Raw genomic sequence first — 16,665 nt, forward strand, 5'->3', positions numbered from 1 at the left:
GATATATACGTAGGATTATTCTCATACACCATTCCTACGCTACTCCTGCCCAATCGCCTCGGGTAGGCTGGTCAAAGTTGCAAATCACAAACAACCTTGTTTGAACTTCGTATTTTAAATACGCAGCTTGCAACTAAAAAAGCAGAAGCTCCATCAATACCCGTATTGAACGGCTTGTTACTTTAACGCGGAAACTTCGGATAACTCGCCGACGCAGTGTCACGCCTGTCCATAAGTGTCGACTTCTGTATGTGTCTTGTTCATCCGTCGCCAGCGCACCAAAGCGCAGCGGCCCGGCCCCCGGGCATCACCTGGATAATGCGGGCCTCCCGTTTCGAACGGATCGAGTGTGCGGTCATGGAAGCCTTGGCTCTTTCTTATTCAGACGCTGTCAGGACAGCCATGGGAAAACCAGAGAGAAACCATGAGAAAACATATCGCAATAACCGCACTGTGCAGTCTTTTTTCCGTATCGGCCTTTGCGGCCAAACCGCAGGCCTGCAGTCCGGTGGAAACTTCAGGAATTGAAAGTCTGTTCGACGATTGGAACAATGCGTTACAGACGGGCGATGCCCGGAAAGTTGCCGACAGGTATCTGCCGGACGCGGTGCTGTTGCCCACGGTCTCGAACAAGGTCCGCTTGACCGACGCCGAGCGGATCGACTACTTCGAGCATTTCCTGGCCAACAAGCCGGTGGGCAAGATCGACAGCCGGACCATCCGCATCGGCTGCAACGAGGCCATCGACACCGGCACCTATACCTTCGCCTTCAAGGACCAGTCGACCGTGTCCGCCCGCTACACCTTCACCTACGCCTGGAATGGCCAGGACTGGAAAATCTCCACCCACCACTCCTCGGCCATGCCGGAGAAATAACCGGCTCCTCTGCGCCCATGCCATGCGGTGAATCTGCCGACCGGCACTAAACTTGCTCGATTCCCACACCTCCCAAGGCCGGAATCGAGCATGCTCCACTCCCACCTCACCACCCTCAACGCCGTGTCCCTGGTGCTCAATGCCTTTCGTGACGAAGGCCTGTCCAGCGATGTGCTCCTGGCCGGCAGCGGCATCAGCGCCGCCGACCTGAGCCGCGCCGATACCCGCATCACCACCAACCAGGAGATGCAGGTATGCGCCAATGCCGTGGCCCTGCGCCGGGAAATCGGCCTGGAACTGGGCCGGCGGATGCACGTTTCATCCTACGGCATGCTCGGCTACGCCCTGCTCACCAGTGCCACCTTCGGTGACGCTTTGCGCCTGGCCCTGCGCTATCCGGCGCTATTGGGAACACTCTTCGAACTGAGCCTGGACGAAGACGGCGAGCGGATCTGGTTCACCGCCAGCGATTACCGGGAGAATCCGGTGCTGGCCGTCTTCAATGTCGAGTTCTGCCTGGTGTCGCTGAAAGTCATCTGCGACGACCTGCTCGGACGCCCGCTGCCGCTGCTGGCCGCGCGCTTCGAACATGAGGCGCCGGACTACCGCGCCAACTACGCCGACAGCTTCGACTGCCCGCTGCAGTTCTCGGCCACCCGCAACGCCTTCGCCTTCGACAGGCGCTGGCTCGACCAGTCGCTGCCCCTGGCCGATGCCATCACCCACCAGGCCATGGCCGAACGCTGCCGCAAGCAGAACCTGGAGTTCACCGGCCGCCAGGCCTGGCTGGGACGTATCCGCCAGTTGCTCGCCGCCCAGTTGCACACCGCCCCGGGCCTGGAAGGCCTGGCCGAACAGATGAATTGTTCGGCACGGACCCTGCGCCGTCACCTGCATGACCTGGGCTGCAGCTACCAGGAACTGCTCGACGAGCTACGCTTCGAGCGGGCCAAGCAGCTGCTGGCGGACGACCAGCTTCCGATCCATCGGATCGCCGACGAGCTGGGCTTCAGCGAAACCGCCAGCTTCCGTCACGCCTTCGTCCGCTGGAGCGGCGTCAGCCCCAGCCAGTTCCGCCCCTGACCGGCACCGCCCCGCAAAGGAGCGGCGCTGCCTCATTGAGGGGCGAAATTCGGACATACCTTTTGGCCATATCGATCCCCTTTTGGCCGCTCCTGCCGTTCTCCGAACCGCGTCGGGCATCAAGAATGAGCCCACGTCCACGCTATCGGAGAACAATAAATGCTGACGGTCTACTCAGACGATCACCACCTGCACCATGGCCGCTGCGAGCTGATCGACGGGCAACTGATGCCCTGCTTCGAGATGCCTTCGCGGGCCGACCACGTGCTGGCCCGCGTGCGGCACCAGGCCCTGGGCCCGGTCCGTGAGCCCGAGGATTTCGGCCTGGAACCGATCCGCCGCGTCCACGACGACGCCTACCTGACGTTCTTCAAGGGCGCCTGGGAGCGCTGGGCCGAACTCGGTCATGACGGCGACCTGCTGCCCTTCACCTGGCCGGCACGGACCCTGCGCAAGGTGATCCCGAGAAACCTGCACGGCGAACTCGGCTACTACAGCTTCGACGGCGGCGCCCCGATCACCGCCGGCACCTGGCAGGCGGCCTACAGCGCGGCCCAGGTGGCCCTGACCGCCCAGGCGGAAATCCAGCGCGGTGCCCGCAGTGCCTTCGCCCTCTGCCGTCCACCCGGACACCATGCCGCCAGCGACCTGATGGGCGGCTACTGCTACCTGAACAACGCGGCCATCGCCGCCCAGGCCTTTCTCGACCAGGGCCACGGGAGAGTCGCGATCCTCGATGTCGACTACCACCACGGCAACGGCACCCAATCGATTTTCTACGAGCGCAGCGACGTGCTCTTCACTTCGATCCACGGCCACCCGGAAGCGGAGTTCCCGTTCTTCCTCGGCTATGCCGACGAGCTGGGCGAAGGCGCCGGCGAAGGCTTCAACTTCAACTACCCGCTGGCCGCCGGCAGCGGCTGGGAGCGCTGGAGCGCGGCCCTGGAACAGGCCTGCGGGGAAATCGAGCGCTACGCCGCCGATATCCTGGTGGTCTCCCTCGGCGTGGACACCTTCAAGGACGATCCGATTTCGCAGTTCAAGCTCGACAGCCCCGACTACCTGCGCATGGGCGAACGCATCGCCCGCCTGGGCAAGCCGACGCTGTTCGTGATGGAAGGCGGCTATGCGGTGGAAGAAATCGGCATCAATGCCGTGAACGTACTCGAAGGTTTCCAGAACGCCCAATGAGGAACTAGAAGAATGAACAGACTCAAGCGTTTTATCGCCCCGGCCCTGTGCGCCGCCGTGCTCAGCGGCGCAGTCCAGGCCGAGGACCGCACCCTGCGGGTCTACAACTGGTTTGACTACATCACGCCCAAGGCCCTGGAAGACTTCAAGGCCCAGAACAGCCAGGTCAAGCTGGTCTACGACATCTTCGACACCAACGAGGCGCTGGAGGCCAAGCTGCTCACCGGCAACTCCGGCTATGACGTGGTGGTGCCGTCCAACGTGTTTCTCGCCAAGCAGATCGAAGCCGGAGTGTTCCAGCCGCTGGATCGCAGCAAGTTGCCGAACTGGAACCACCTCGATCCCAAGCTGATGAAGCTGATCGAAGCCAACGACCCGGGCAACAAGTTCGCCGTGCCCTACATGTACGGCACCATCCTGATCGGCTTCAACCCGGCCAAGGTCAAGGCGGCGCTGGGCGACAACGCGCCGGTGGACAGCTGGGACCTGATCTTCAAGGAAGAGAACATCAGCAAGCTCAAGCAGTGTGGCGTCGCCCTGCTCGACTCGCCTTCGGAAATCCTGCCGCTGGCCTTGCAGCACCTGGGCCTGAACCCCAACAGCAACAATCCCAAGGATTATGAAAAAGCCGAGGCGCTGCTGCTGAAGATCCGTCCGTACATCACCTATTTCCACTCGTCCAAATACATGGCGGATATCGCCAACGGCGACATCTGCGTGGCCGTCGGCTACTCCGGCAGCTTCTCCCAGGCCGCCAACCGGGCCAAGGAAGCCAAGAACGGCGTGGTGGTGGACATGCGCCTGCCCAAGGAAGGCGCGCCGATCTGGTTCGACATGCTGGCGATCCCCAAGGGTGCGAAGGACCCGGAAGATGCCTACACCTTTATCAACTACCTGCTGCAACCCCAGGTGATCGCACCGATCAGCGACTTTGTCGGTTATCCCAACCCGAACAAGGACGCCACCGAAATGGTTGACCCGGCGATCCGTACCAATGCCAACCTGTACCCGACCGAAGCGGCGATGAAGACGCTCTACACCCTGCAGCCGCTGGACCAGAAGGCCGAACGGGCACGGACGCGGGCCTGGACCAAGATCAAGTCGGGGACCTGAGTATCGAGCTGCGTTCTACCGGCGTTTCGCGCTGAAACACCACTGCGTGGGAGCCGGCTTGCTGGCGATGGCGTCCGGACAGTCAATGCGAGACTCACCGGCCTCATCGCTGGCAAGCCAGCTCCTACACGGGGAGCGTGGGCAATCTTCAGCCACTCAGCGGCAGGAACAGCGTGGCGGCGGTCTCGGCGTCGATCGGTCCACGCCAGATGGGCGTGACGTTCACACCCGCGGCCTCCTGGGCACTCTGAAAACTGATGCCCAGATGGCGTTGCTGGAGGGTCTTGAGGTGCGCCTTGCCGTACTCGGCCAGTGGTTTGCTCGCGGTGTCGTAATGGAAGTGCGCGTACCATAACGGCCTGCCCTGCCGGTCGCGGATCTCGTACTCCTCGAGAAAGTCGGGTTTCTTGCCTCCGGGGATAGCCCGGCGCCCCCCCAGCTTGCGGATCGTGATCTGTTCCTGCTCCCGCAGAAACCTGATCGCGGTGACGGTCGGCAAGGCTTTGCGGGTCAAGCTGATCCGCTGGCTCAGCCCCTCGTTGGCCAGGATACTGGCCGCCTCCTCCAGCTCGGCAATCAGCGTGCGGGGCGACTGCGTCAGTCCGCGGGTCAATCCTCGCAGCTCCTGGATGACCTCCTCGAAAGGCTGCGCCTTGGTCTCGAGGATGTGCTGGATATCGAGAGGCGAATGCACCACTTTCGCGGTGCGCTCGGCGTCCGCCAGCAGTGCCGGCAAAGTCGCCAACAGGTCACGACCCTTCTTCTCCAGGGACTTGAGCTTCTTCGCCGCACGCACGCTCAACTCTCCCACGCCTCCCAGCAGGCGCAGGCCACGATCCAACCGCCAGAGCCCCGAGCTGTCGCGACGCAACCAGGGGCCCTGGCGCGCCGGATGCCGGTCATTGATGATCACCACCCCATCGAGCCTGCGCGACACCCGAAACCACGCCCCCTCGACACGGGCATAGAAAAGTTTGTCATGCTGATACAGACCCTTCCATTCGCCCGACTCCAGCAAGCTGCCGGGGGAATCGTCCAGCGACAGCTTGAAGGACTCCAGCCTGACCAGTTCGGAGGCCGTGAAAGGTCGATCCGGGCGGGTCCAGGCAAACACCAGCTGGCTGGAAACCTTGATGGCGGGGTCCTTGACCACCGCGTTACCGAGGGGGACGGCGACCGGCACAGGGGACCGCCCCTGCGCAGCGAACGACCGACGGTGATAGACCAGCACCACAGCCAGGCTCAGCAAGACATCGGCGAACGCCGACCAGGGTTCGGACGCGTTCGGATCGACGAAGGTCTTGAGATCGGACATCAGTTGCACGAGCAACCCGACCTCTGCCAGGGGCGCGGGCGCAAAAGGCACCAGCAGGTTGAACAGCGTCCATCCCAGGTCCGCGAAACGGTTCCAGCGGTCTTCGGCGTCGGAGACGGAAATCGCCTCGGCATGGGCGATCAGTGCCTCGACGGTGGCGGCGAACAGCGCAGCGCCGAACGCCCCGGGCAACTCGCTGGTATCGAGCAAAGCCGGCTTGGGAACGGCCGGCAAGTCCTCATCCAGGCGCGTGACCCGGACCACGTGCGGCTCCTTGAATCCGCCCTGGTCATAGATTGCGCGCCTGTTGCTGTCGAGGCCGCCGAGGACCGACTGCCGCAACACCCCTGGCGCCTGAACGGCCGCCAACAGTTCGTCAAGGGAGGCAAACTCGAGCATGAGCCTGGCGCTACCCGGACGAAACAGCACCTGTGGTCCCTGGTCCGTGGACCGCGGGCCGATCACAAACATGTTGCGCACCCGGTCCGGGGTGGCCTGCGGTTGTGCGACGAAAGCCAGGGGCCTGACCACAATGGGCTGGCCCCCGACCTCCTGCACGCCATTATCGTGGGTCACCACCGCCTCGACATAAAGCCGGGCGCTCTCCGTCAGTTGCCGTTTGAACCGCAACTCCAGCGCCAGCATCGGCAGCAGGACATGCAGGTAGTCGCTGAAAAGCCTCTCTTGCCGCGCTCGCTCGACCGGGTCGTGCTGCAATCTCTGCGCAAGCAGCTCAGGGTAGGTCCGACCGACATCGGCATCGCTCACCGCCGTGCGCAGCGCGTCATAGGTCATCCAGGGAGGCGCCGCCTGGCCCTGGTAAAGAACCCGCGCCGCTGCCCCTAGAGGAAATGCCTCGAGGTTCTCCAGCGCCATGGCGACATAATCCCGGGTCTGTGACTCGTAGCGGACGTCGGAAGCGCTCTCGACCATTTCGAGCGGGCGGTTGGCGATACGCGTCAAGGTCACGCTGATGTCGCTGACCGACACGGTCGCGGCCTGCGGATATTTCGCCAGCAAACTCGCCTGCAACGACTCGCCAGCGAAGGTCGCGATATCGGGAATGCCATCGAGAAACGTCTTGCCGGCATGACGCCGATAGACCGCCGCGAGCGCCACCACATAATGACCATAGAGGGTGCGATCCGACGCCGAAGCATTGCGCAAACCCTCCGGGAGCAAGTCACGCAGGCGCCCCAGTTTCGCCTCATGACCGGAACGGAAGGCCCCGAACAATGCCTGCAGGCCGGTCAGCTCCAGCAGATGCTGCTCAAGGGCTTGCGGGTCGCGATAGTCAGCCGGCCTGATGGCGTCGATAGCCTCCAGCTGTCGTGCCAGCAGGGTCACGGTCAGGGCATCGAAGACGTGATGATCGGGCGAATAATTTCTGAATTCCGAATCCTGCCCGTTCAGGGTCACCTCCAGGGAGCTTTCCAGCGCTTGCGTGGAATCGAACACTTCGATCCCGCCGAACAGCGTGTAAAGCAAGACGATCTGGCGCTTGCCAACCCAACGGCTCATGGCGAGCGCCTGCACCGGCAAGGGATCGGCGTCCTGCGCGCGGCTATCGATGATGGGGATATAGGCCTGTGCGCAATCGGCTCCGAACCTGGCCTGGCGCTCCTTCAGGTCGGGGTAGTCGAGCACCGCCTGCACGGTACTCAGTTCGTCGCCCGACAGCGCCGTGCTCGCCTGGCGCAATTGCTCCGCGAAGAACTCGGAAAGCCGCTGCCAGGGTGCAACCTCATCCGCCGACGGCGAACCCCAGAAGTCGACCAGGTCCTGTTTGTAAGCCTCCAGCAGCAACGGCGCCCACTCCTTCAGGAGCGCGTCGACCGCCGCGACACTCAGGGACAGTTGCTCCGGATGCTCCGCGCCGGGATAGAGCGTCAGGTAGCTGCCGTCCGGATGAGCCAGTTGCTCTTCGCCGAGGAAGCGTTCGATCAGCAGGTGCGCCAGGGTCAGGACGCGGTATTCCACCTCGTCCCCGCAAGGCTGCGGCTCGATAAGCGCGGCATGGGCAAGCCGTTCGCCGAGCAACGGATACTCGGCCTCCAGCATGTCGCGGACAAGGCCGGGGGTCGCGCTTTCCAGGGTCGGTCGGCGGGCGAAACAGTCACTGAGGGTGTAGACCAGCGCCGCCTGTTCGCTGTCGCTCAAGGTCGTGCCGGGAAGTGGGGACGTCATGTTCATTTATCCTGGTTTCGGGTTCCCGGACCAGATAAACATCGACTGCCCACTTGCCTGCGATAGCCGGTTAATACCCGACGCGGCTAGCGCTTCCAGACCTTACCCAGGCGTGCCAGCGCCGACTCGATATCGGCCTCGGGCACCGCGGCAAACCCCAGCACCAGGCCGGCGCGCCGGTCTTCGGGCGGCAGCGGCTGGGTCATCCAGTAGCTGCTCAGGGGGCTGATTTCCACCCCGACGCTCTCCGCCAGCGCGATCAGCTCCTGTTCCCGCTCCAGGCTCTCCACCGGGACCGTCACGTGCAGGCCCGCCGCGACCTCCGCCAATGGACCGCACCCCGCGATAGCCTGCGGCCAATGGGCCAGCAGGGTGTTGCGCCGGCTCAGGGCGGCCCGGCGCATGCGGCGGATATGCCGCTGGAAGTGCCCGGCGGCCATGAACTCGGCCATCACCGCCTGGGTACTGACCTCCGAGTGCCGCATATCCAGTGCCCGCCGCTGGGAAAAGGCCTCGACCAGCGTCGGCGGCAGCACCAGGTAGCCGAGGCGCAACGCCGGAAAGGCAATCTTGCCGAAGGTGCCGACATACAACACCCGCCCCTGTCGATCGAGTGCGGCCAGGGGGGCCAGCGGCGCGCCGCTGTAGCGGTACTCACCGTCGTAGTCGTCCTCGACGATCCAGCCGCCGCTGCGCTCGGCCCAGGCCAGCAGTTCCAGGCGCCGGGCCAGGCTCATGATCACCCCGGTAGGGTATTGATGGGACGGCGTCACATAGGCCAGCCGACAGTCCGGCAATTGCGCGAGTGCGGCGCAGTCCAGGCCCTCGTGATCCACCGCCACGCCATGCAGTGTGGCCCCCGCCACCGCGAAGGCCAGCCGCGCCGCGCGGTAGCCGGGATTTTCCACAGCGACGCCATCGCCGGGGTCCACCAGCAACTGTGCACAAAGGCTGATGCCCTGTTGTGCGCCGCTGGTGATCACAATTTGTTCAGGCGTGCAGGACAAGCCTCGGGAACCGCGCAGATAAGCCGCGATCAGGCCGCGCAGGCGCTCCTCCCCCGCCGACTGGCCGTAGCACAGCAGCTGCAAGTCCGGTTTACGCCAGAAAGCCGCCTGCAGCTTGGCCCAGACGCCAAAAGGGAACAGATCGAACGCCGGTACGCCGACCCGGAAAGCCCGCGGTGGACCCGATGGCGGTGCGTGCAAAGGGTTGTTCTCGATCCGCTGCAAGGCACGATTGTGGATAACTTTACTGGATGTAATCCCAGCGGTTTCAGTCGATTTTGTGGATAACCCTGTGGGTAAGCCTGTTGAAAACCCTGTGGATACTTTTGTGGACAACTTTTTGATCGGCAGAGACTTTTCCGGCAGTTGGGCAACGTAGGTGCCATCGCCGATGCGGCCCTCGATAAAGCCTTCGGCGTACAGCTGGTCATAGGCGCGCACGACGCTGTTGCGGGAAATCGCCAGGGCTGCCGCCAGGTCGCGACTGGCCGGCAAGCGGCTGCCGCTGGCCAGGCGTCCGTCCAGCACCCGCAGGCGCAGGGCCTGGTAGAGCTGGTGACTCAGTCCCTTGGCCGGGTCCAGGTAAATCCCGGCGGGATCGAACGGCAGCGGCAATGAAGGACTGGGCATGGCGTTGCACCTGTGAAATGGATCGATGAAATGGACCTACGAAAATCATCACTAATGGCTCTTACAAGCAACCAATAGCCTGCCTAGGATGCAGGCATTCGCCAAGGAAAATCTCCATGTACACACCGAGCGCTTTTTCCGAGCAGGATCTGCTCACCTTGCAACGGCATATTCAGGACACCCGCCTGGCGACGCTGGTCACCCATGGCAAGCTTGGCCTGCAAGCCAGCCACGTGCCGCTGCTGCTGGCCCCCGGGCAAGGTCCCAACGGCACGCTCTACGGCCATCTGGCCCGGGCCAATCCGCAGTGGCGGGAACTGGCCGAGGGCGGCGAAATCCTGGTGATCTTTGCGGGAGCCGACGCCTATGTCAGCCCTTCCTTCTATCCTGCCAAGGCCGAGCACGGCAAAGTCGTGCCGACCTGGAACTACGTGGCCGTGCACGCCTACGGCGAGGCCGAGGTGTTCGACGATGCCGAGCGCCTGCGCAACCTGGTCAGTGCCCTGACCGACCGGCATGAAGCGGGTCGGGACCAGCCCTGGAAAGTCGACGATGCCCCCGCGCCGTACATCGACAGCATGCTCAGGGCCATCGTCGGCTTTGCCCTGCCGATCCAGCGCCTGGAAGGCAAGCGCAAGCTCAGCCAGAACCGCAGCGCCGCCGACATCGCCGGTGTACAACAAGGGCTGGCGGCCAGCGCCGACAGCCAGGACCAAGCCCTCGCCCATTTGATGCGTTAAGGAGTCTGCATGAGCACCCTCGAAATCCGTCCGGTCAGCGCCGCCGACCAGGCCGCCTGGCGTCCCTTGTGGCAGGCCTACCTGAAGTTCTACGAAACCGAGCTGCCGGACACGGTCTACCAGTCGACCTGGCAGCGCTTTCTCGACCCGGCCGAAACCACCCATGCCGCCCTCGCCTGGCAGGACGGCAAGGCGGTGGGCCTGGTGCATTTCATCTACCACCGCTCGAACTGGAGCGTGCAGAATTCCTGCTATCTTCAGGATCTGTTCGTCGCGCCCGGTCAACGCGGGACGGGCCTTGGCCGATTGCTTATCGAGCACGTCTATGCCACGGCGGCCCAGGCCGATTGCAGTAAAGTGCACTGGCTGACCCACGAAACCAATGCCACGGCCATCCAGTTGTACGAGCGGATTGCCGAGCGCCCCGGCTTCATTCAATTTCGCCACGCGTTGTAAGCCCCCGAGGAAAGCGTCATGTCCACACACGTAGCCAACTGGCAAGGCGCGCCGGCGCCATCCACCCGCCACCTCGAGGGGCGCTTCATCACCCTGGAAAAGCTCGACCCCGCGCGCCATGGCGATGACCTGTTTCGCGCCCTGGAAGGCCCCGGCGCCGACCCGAAGTTGTGGAACTACCTGCCCTACGGGCCGTTCCCGCAACGCAGCGCGTTCAATGACTGGCTCGACGGCCATGCGGCGAGCGCCGACCCGTATTTCTTCGCCGTCATCGACAAGGCCAATGGCGAGGTCCAGGGCCTCCTCAGCCTGATGTCGATCGTCCCGGCCCAGGGCCGTATCGAGATCGGCCACGTCACCTTCGGCGCACCGATGCAGCGTTCGCCCAAAAGTACCGAGGCGGTCTACCTGCTGGCCCGAGAAGCCTTCGCCCTGGGTTACCGGCGCCTGGAGTGGAAGTGCAACAACGACAACGCCCGCTCCCGGGCGGCGGCCGAGCGGCTGGGCTTCCAGTTCGAAGGCGTGTTCCGCCAGCACATGGTGGTCAAGGGCAAGAACCGCGACACGGCCTGGTACAGCATCATCGATTCGGAATGGCCGGCGGTGAATGCCGGATTCGAGCGCTGGTTGTCGGAAGAGAACCTCGGCGCGGTCGGCCAGATCAAGACCCTGGCCGAGTGCCGCGGTTAACCCGCACAGCCCCCAAGCACAGCGCCCGCCACCCCGAAAACGCGGTGACTGACACCTCGGCCACCGCTGGCCCACACGCCTCCGCAGACGCCACCAAATCGCCGCGCAAGCGGCGACATCTCGCGCAAAAGACGGGTAAAAAGCCCGACATTTATCGATTACATGGATAGATACATTTCCGCCTCGATTTATTCCGAGGATGAAATGGAATGTCCCCCAAGAAGACCCACCTTGCTGCTGCACTGACATTGGCGCTGAACGGACTAACGGCTCAACACGTGCTGGCTCAGGACTTACGACACCGACAAATTCTAGAACCAGGCGCCTACGCGAAAGTCAGCACAGCGCCCACCTCTGCCGGCGTTTTTCTGGTCAAGCCTCACGCGGGCCCAGGGGGAGCCTATGAGGCATACATCCAGCCCGACGGTTCTGCTGTTCCGGTATACACACCTGCGCTCCCGCCACCCTGCCTGTCATGCATGCCTCCAAATGTCGCCGTCCCTCCATTACAAGTCAGCCAGCCAACGCCAATATTCAGCCGGCCTGTCAACCCGAATGCCAGGTACCTCGGAACGACCGCAGAGGGCGGTACGTGGTGGGAAGCTCCGATTGCCCCCACTTCGCAGCCACCGCTCTCTCAAGGGACGCCGGCGCCCCAGCCTATCGCCACGAACATCGGTATTGTCGAAACCAATCTGAGCAATATCGCGGCCAATACGGCTGCTATCCAAGCCAGCGCCCACAGCATCGCAGGCCATGACAAAAGGATCACTGACAACACCACCGCCCATCAAACCAACGCCAGCAACATCGCGGACCATGACAAAAGGATCACCGACAACACCACCGCCCATCAAACCAACGCCAGTAGCATCGCGGGCCATGACAACAGGATCACCGACAACACCACCGCCCATCAAACCAACGCCAGCAACATCGCGGGCCATGACAACAGGATCACCGACAACACCACCGCCCATCAAACCAACGCCAGTAGCATCGCGGACCATGACAACAGGATCACCGATAACACCAGCGCCCATCAAACCAACGCCAGCAACATCGCAGGCCATGACAACAGGATCACCGACAACACCACCGCCCATCAAACCAACGCCAGTAGCATCGCGGACCATGACAAAAGGATCACCGATAACACCAGCGCCCATCAAACCAACACCAGCAATATCGCGGGCCATGACAAAAGGATCACCGATAACACAAACACTATCGAAAGAATGGATGCCGAGGATAAAGCCTTCCGCGAAGAAATCAGGAAGAGTAATGCCCAACTGGAAAAACGGCTCACTGCCGCCGAAACCATAAACAAGCCTCAGCAGGATGATCCAAAAAAAGGAGGACAAGGCGGCAATGTCGGCAAGCCCATCCCCAAACCGGTCGAATCCCCCCTGCAAAATGCCCTGGCCGGCCTGAACGCCCAGGCCAAAAGAGATGCCTGGACACAGCTGTCCGGCGCGGCCAACGCCAACCTTGGCCGGGCGACCCTCAAGGGCGCCAGCCAAGTGGGCAACAGTGCCCTCTCGGCCATGCGCCAGCTCGGCAACGCCCCCTCGGAGCGCCTGCTCGCTGGAGCAAACGGCGCGCCCGGCCAGGTCTCGCTGTCGGGTCATTCGCAGATCAAGCCCAATGACACCCGCCTGTGGGTACAGGCCCTGAACAACGCCAGCACCTTCGACCAGCCCACGGAAACGAAGGCTTTCGAACAGAACACCAAGGGCCTGGTGATGGGCGTCGACTGGGCCCTGGACAATGAATGGCGGGTGGGCCTGCTGGGTGGCAAGTCGCAATCGGAGCATAAAGCCAGCCGCTTCGAAGGCGATCTCGACAGCTGGCATGTCGGCACCTACGCCCTGCACCAGAGCGGGCCGGTGGCCTTGCGCCTCGGCGCGATCCATAGCGACCACTCCGGCAAGACCAAGCGCAACGTGGAGTTCGGCAGCTACAAGGACCGTCTCGCCGGCAACTACGACGCCACCAGCCAGCAGGCCTTCGCCGAACTCGGCTACAACCTGGGCAGCGGCAGCCTGATCGCCGAACCTTTCGCCAACCTCGGCTACGAGCGTTACTCGCGCAAGGGCTATACGGAAAAAGGCGGCGAAGCCGCACTGAAGGCCAGTGCCCAGACCCTGGACAACTTCAGCACCACCTTCGGCCTGCGCACCGCCAGCATCAGGAACATGGACAGCGGCATGAGCCTGGCCCCACGCCTGAGCGCGGGCTGGAAACATCTGTACGGGGCGCTCGACGACACCAGTACCCAGCTCAACCAGGTGACCGGCAGAACCTTCAACACCAAGGCCATCGGCCAGGACCGCGACAGCCTGGTGGTCGAAGCCGGCCTTGACCTCAACCTGTCGGCCAGGCATTCCATCGGCGTGGCCTACAACGGCGAAATGGGCAGCAGCAGCCGCAGCAACGGGGTCATGGGCCAGTGGAAGATGGCTTTTTAAGCAGAACCCGCCGCCCGCTCGGTTGAAAAAACGGGCGATTGAAAACACCCCATGACCCGTAGGAGCCGGCTTGCTGGCGATGGCGCCCGCCAGAACGCAGCAAGACGCGCGAGCCTCATCGCCGGCGATCCGGCTCCTGCACGGCCCCTGTACGACCTCGACTGACCGCTGATCAGGACTGTCATTTCTGACAGTAGATGAGCCTCTCCAAACCCTCGTAGCCTGAAGACGTCGCCCGCTCGCCCACCCGGCAACGGGCATGGATGAACTTCAGCAATGAGGTGCGAAATGTTTGATAAGACACTACAAGACAGCCCCAAAGCCGATATGCCGGAAGAGGCGGTCGTGGGGAAAAGAGTCATGATCACGGGGCGGCCCGTCAACGCATTCAGCGGAATCTATAAGCTCGAATTTCGCGGCCCCGAAACCCCCTTCTTCGTCCCCATCCACCGCTCGTACTGGGACAGCATCTCGTTCATCGTGCCCGACAAGCTCGGCGAGCACGTTGTCGAAGGGCAATATTCCAATGGCACCTCCGTGCCATTGGAGGCACACATCTTCGGAACGCTCGACATCAAGCCGGCGTGAGCCCGCCAGAACCTGATCATCAATGAATGTTCGATGCCGTCATCCAGGCCCGACCGTTGATCGGGACTGTCATTTCGCAGGAGGCGCAAAATGATTACCAAAACACTGCAGGCAAAACCCAGAGTCGAGCTGCCGGATAAAGCGACCGTAGGGGAGGTCCTCACGCTCAGGGGCCCAATCGTAAACGCATTCAGCGGGCTCTATCAGTTCCACTTCTCGAAGGGCGGCGACGATGCCCCCAATCTCGTCAGTTTCGACATCATCGATTGGCAAACCATCTCGTTCATCGTTCCCAACAAAGTCGGCGAGGTCACTGTTACAAGCTACTATGCAACCGTCAGCGCCGTGCCGGAGGAGATCCAGCTGTCGGGGCGTATCACGATAGTGCCAGCCTGAATCCGCTGGGCCGCCGCGATGTCGTTGCTCCGGGCAGGAGGCAAAAAAAAAAGGGGGCACATGCCCCCCGAGGTATAAATCGTTGTGAGTCGAAGGCTGCCGTTCAGCCTTCGATCTCGATAAGGATTTCGCCAGGGTTGACCCGGTCGCCCTTGGCCACGTGGATGGCCGTGACCTTGCCGGCAACCGCTGCCTGCACTTCGGTCTCCATCTTCATCGCTTCGGTGATCAGGACGGCCTGGCCGGCTTTCACGGTGTCGCCTTCCTTGACCAGCACGTCGACGATATTGCCCGGCATGGTGGTGCTGACATGGCCCGGCGCGCTGGCCTGCTTGCGCTTGCTGCTGCCGCCACCGACGAATTCGTTGAGCGGCTCGAACACCACCTCTTCCGGCATGCCATCGATGGACAGGTAGAAGTGCCGCTTGCCTTCGGCCTTCACGCCGACACCGGTAATGTCGACGCGGTAGGTTTCGCCGTGCACGTCGATGACGAACTCGGTCGGTACGCCCTCGCCGCCTGCCGCACGCACGCCGCCGGCTTCAGGAATCGGCAGCAGCGCTTCGGGCACCAGGGTGCCGGCCTCGCGCTCTTCGAGGAACTTGCGCCCGATATCCGGGAACATGGCGTAGGTCAGCACGTCCTCTTCCGACTTGGCCAGGGCACCGATCTCGCCCCGCAGCTTGACCATTTCCGGCTTGAGCAGGTCGGCCGGACGCACGTCGATAACGTCCTCGCTGCCGATGGCCTGGCGCCGCAGCTTCTCGTTGACGGTACCCGGCGCCTTGCCGTAGCCGCCTTGCAGGTACAGCTTCACCTCGTTGGTGATGGTCTTGTAGCGCTCGCCGGCCAGCACGTTGAAGAACGCCTGGGTGCCGACGATCTGCGAGGTCGGGGTTACCAGCGGCGGGAAGCCGAGGTCTTCACGCACCCGCGGAATCTCCGCCAGCACTTCGCCCATGCGATTCAGGGCGCCCTGCTCTTTCAGCTGGTTGGCCAGGTTGGAGATCATCCCGCCCGGCACCTGGTTGACTTGCACGCGGGTGTCGACGGCGGTGAACTCGCTTTCGAACTGGTGGTACTTCTTGCGCACGGCGTAGAAGTACAGGCCGATTTCCTGCAGCAGTTCCAGGTCCAGGCCGGTGTCGAACTCACTGCCCTTGAGGGCCGCGACCATCGACTCGGTGCCCGGATGGCTGGTGCCCCAGGCGAAGCTGGAGATCGCGGTGTCGATGTGATCGGCACCGTTTTCCACCGCCTTGAGCTGGCACATCGCGGCCAGGCCGGCAGTGTCGTGGGAGTGGATGAATACCGGCAGCGACTGCTCGGCCTTCAGCGCCTTGACCAGTTCGCCCGTGGCGTAAGGGGTCAGCAGGCCGGCCATGTCCTTGATCGCCACCGAGTCGCAACCCATGGCTTCCATCTGCTTGGCCTGGGCCACGAATGCCTCGATGGTGTGCACCGGGCTGGTGGTGTAGGCGATGGTGCCCTGGGCATGCTTGCCCGCCGCCTTCACCGCTTCGATGGCCACGCGCAGGTTACGCACGTCGTTCATCGCGTCGAAGATACGGAACACGTCGATACCGTTGACCGCCGCCTTGGCGACGAAGGCCCTGACCACGTCATCGCTGTAGTGGCGATAGCCCAGCAGGTTCTGGCCGCGCAGGAGCATCTGCAGGCGGGTGTTGGGCAGGGCCGCGCGCAGTTGGCGCAGGCGCTCCCACGGGTCTTCCTTGAGGAAGCGCACGCAGGCGTCGAAAGTCGCGCCGCCCCAGACTTCCAGGGACCAGTAGCCGACCTTGTCGAGCTTGTCGCAGATCGGCAGCATGTCTTCGGTGCGCATGCGGGTGGCGAGCAGCGATTGGTGGGCGTCGCGCAGGATGGTGTCAGTTACATGGATCTTCTTGGACATTGTCATATT

At 63.0% G+C, this 16,665-nt stretch carries 13 protein-coding genes; 10 read left to right on the forward strand and 3 right to left on the reverse strand.

Going from position 1 to position 16,665, the window contains the following annotated elements; translation table 11 throughout:
- The first annotated feature begins 424 nt into the window (after window positions 1–424).
- The 4 genes from ACL9RJ_RS32575 to ACL9RJ_RS32590 all read left to right on the forward strand — a co-directional run bounded on the left by ACL9RJ_RS32575 (window position 425) and on the right by ACL9RJ_RS32590 (window position 4,264).
- On the forward strand, window positions 425–877 hold the full coding sequence (locus tag ACL9RJ_RS32575) for an SgcJ/EcaC family oxidoreductase (protein ID WP_017124166.1): 453 nt from the start codon (window positions 425–427) through the stop codon (window positions 875–877).
- A 90-nt stretch (window positions 878–967) separates the two neighbouring features.
- The gene (locus tag ACL9RJ_RS32580) at window positions 968–1,960 is read left to right on the forward strand and encodes an AraC family transcriptional regulator (RefSeq protein WP_017124165.1); all 993 of its coding nucleotides are present in this window, start codon (window positions 968–970) and stop codon (window positions 1,958–1,960) included.
- A gap of 159 nt (window positions 1,961–2,119) precedes the next feature.
- Window positions 2,120–3,151 carry a histone deacetylase family protein gene (locus ACL9RJ_RS32585; protein WP_212810298.1) on the forward strand — a complete coding sequence of 344 codons (1,032 nt, stop codon included), beginning with the start codon at window positions 2,120–2,122 and terminating at the stop codon, window positions 3,149–3,151.
- Between the two features lie 12 nt (window positions 3,152–3,163).
- A complete protein-coding gene (locus ACL9RJ_RS32590) occupies window positions 3,164–4,264 on the forward strand; it encodes a polyamine ABC transporter substrate-binding protein (RefSeq protein WP_017124163.1) in 1,101 nt (366 codons plus the stop codon).
- Window positions 4,265–4,412: 148 nt separating this feature from the next.
- Here the strand turns inward: ACL9RJ_RS32590 and ACL9RJ_RS32595 are convergent, their stop codons facing one another.
- Both ACL9RJ_RS32595 and ACL9RJ_RS32600 read right to left on the reverse strand, forming a co-directional pair.
- Window positions 4,413–7,766: a dermonecrotic toxin domain-containing protein gene (locus tag ACL9RJ_RS32595; RefSeq protein ID WP_422766000.1), complete on the reverse strand. Its 3,354-nt coding sequence runs from the start codon at window positions 7,764–7,766 to the stop codon at window positions 4,413–4,415.
- A gap of 86 nt (window positions 7,767–7,852) precedes the next feature.
- Window positions 7,853–9,403, reverse strand: coding sequence for a PLP-dependent aminotransferase family protein (locus ACL9RJ_RS32600; RefSeq protein WP_177118215.1), 1,551 nt, complete (start codon window positions 9,401–9,403; stop codon window positions 7,853–7,855).
- Between the two features lie 116 nt (window positions 9,404–9,519).
- On the opposite strand from ACL9RJ_RS32600, the gene ACL9RJ_RS32605 reads away from it, so the two are divergent.
- The 6 genes from ACL9RJ_RS32605 (at window position 9,520) to ACL9RJ_RS32630 (ending at window position 14,744) form a co-directional block, all read left to right on the forward strand.
- Window positions 9,520–10,143 (forward strand): FMN-binding negative transcriptional regulator, encoded by a 624-nt coding sequence (locus tag ACL9RJ_RS32605; RefSeq protein WP_177118216.1) that lies wholly within the window; start codon window positions 9,520–9,522, stop codon window positions 10,141–10,143.
- Between the two features lie 9 nt (window positions 10,144–10,152).
- Complete coding sequence (locus ACL9RJ_RS32610; protein ID WP_177118217.1) at window positions 10,153–10,599, forward strand: GNAT family N-acetyltransferase; 447 nt, start codon at window positions 10,153–10,155, stop codon at window positions 10,597–10,599.
- A gap of 18 nt (window positions 10,600–10,617) precedes the next feature.
- The gene (locus tag ACL9RJ_RS32615) at window positions 10,618–11,289 is read left to right on the forward strand and encodes a GNAT family N-acetyltransferase (RefSeq protein WP_177118218.1); all 672 of its coding nucleotides are present in this window, start codon (window positions 10,618–10,620) and stop codon (window positions 11,287–11,289) included.
- A 479-nt stretch (window positions 11,290–11,768) separates the two neighbouring features.
- A complete protein-coding gene (locus ACL9RJ_RS32620; RefSeq protein WP_422766002.1) occupies window positions 11,769–13,760 on the forward strand; it encodes an autotransporter outer membrane beta-barrel domain-containing protein in 1,992 nt (663 codons plus the stop codon).
- A 288-nt stretch (window positions 13,761–14,048) separates the two neighbouring features.
- Entirely contained in the window at window positions 14,049–14,348 is a 300-nt protein-coding gene (locus tag ACL9RJ_RS32625) for a hypothetical protein (protein WP_017129381.1), read from the forward strand.
- A 90-nt stretch (window positions 14,349–14,438) separates the two neighbouring features.
- Window positions 14,439–14,744: a hypothetical protein gene (locus tag ACL9RJ_RS32630; RefSeq protein ID WP_177118220.1), complete on the forward strand. Its 306-nt coding sequence runs from the start codon at window positions 14,439–14,441 to the stop codon at window positions 14,742–14,744.
- 103 nt (window positions 14,745–14,847) lie between these two features.
- Here ACL9RJ_RS32630 and oadA read toward each other — a convergent pair whose 3' ends face one another.
- Window positions 14,848–16,656 carry a sodium-extruding oxaloacetate decarboxylase subunit alpha gene (gene oadA, locus ACL9RJ_RS32635; RefSeq protein WP_017129379.1) on the reverse strand — a complete coding sequence of 603 codons (1,809 nt, stop codon included), beginning with the start codon at window positions 16,654–16,656 and terminating at the stop codon, window positions 14,848–14,850.
- Window positions 16,657–16,665 lie beyond the last annotated feature (9 nt).

Origin of the sequence: Pseudomonas sp. Mn2068 (genome assembly GCF_049319725.1) — a bacterium.
GTDB classification, from domain to species: domain Bacteria; phylum Pseudomonadota; class Gammaproteobacteria; order Pseudomonadales; family Pseudomonadaceae; genus Aquipseudomonas; species Aquipseudomonas gingeri.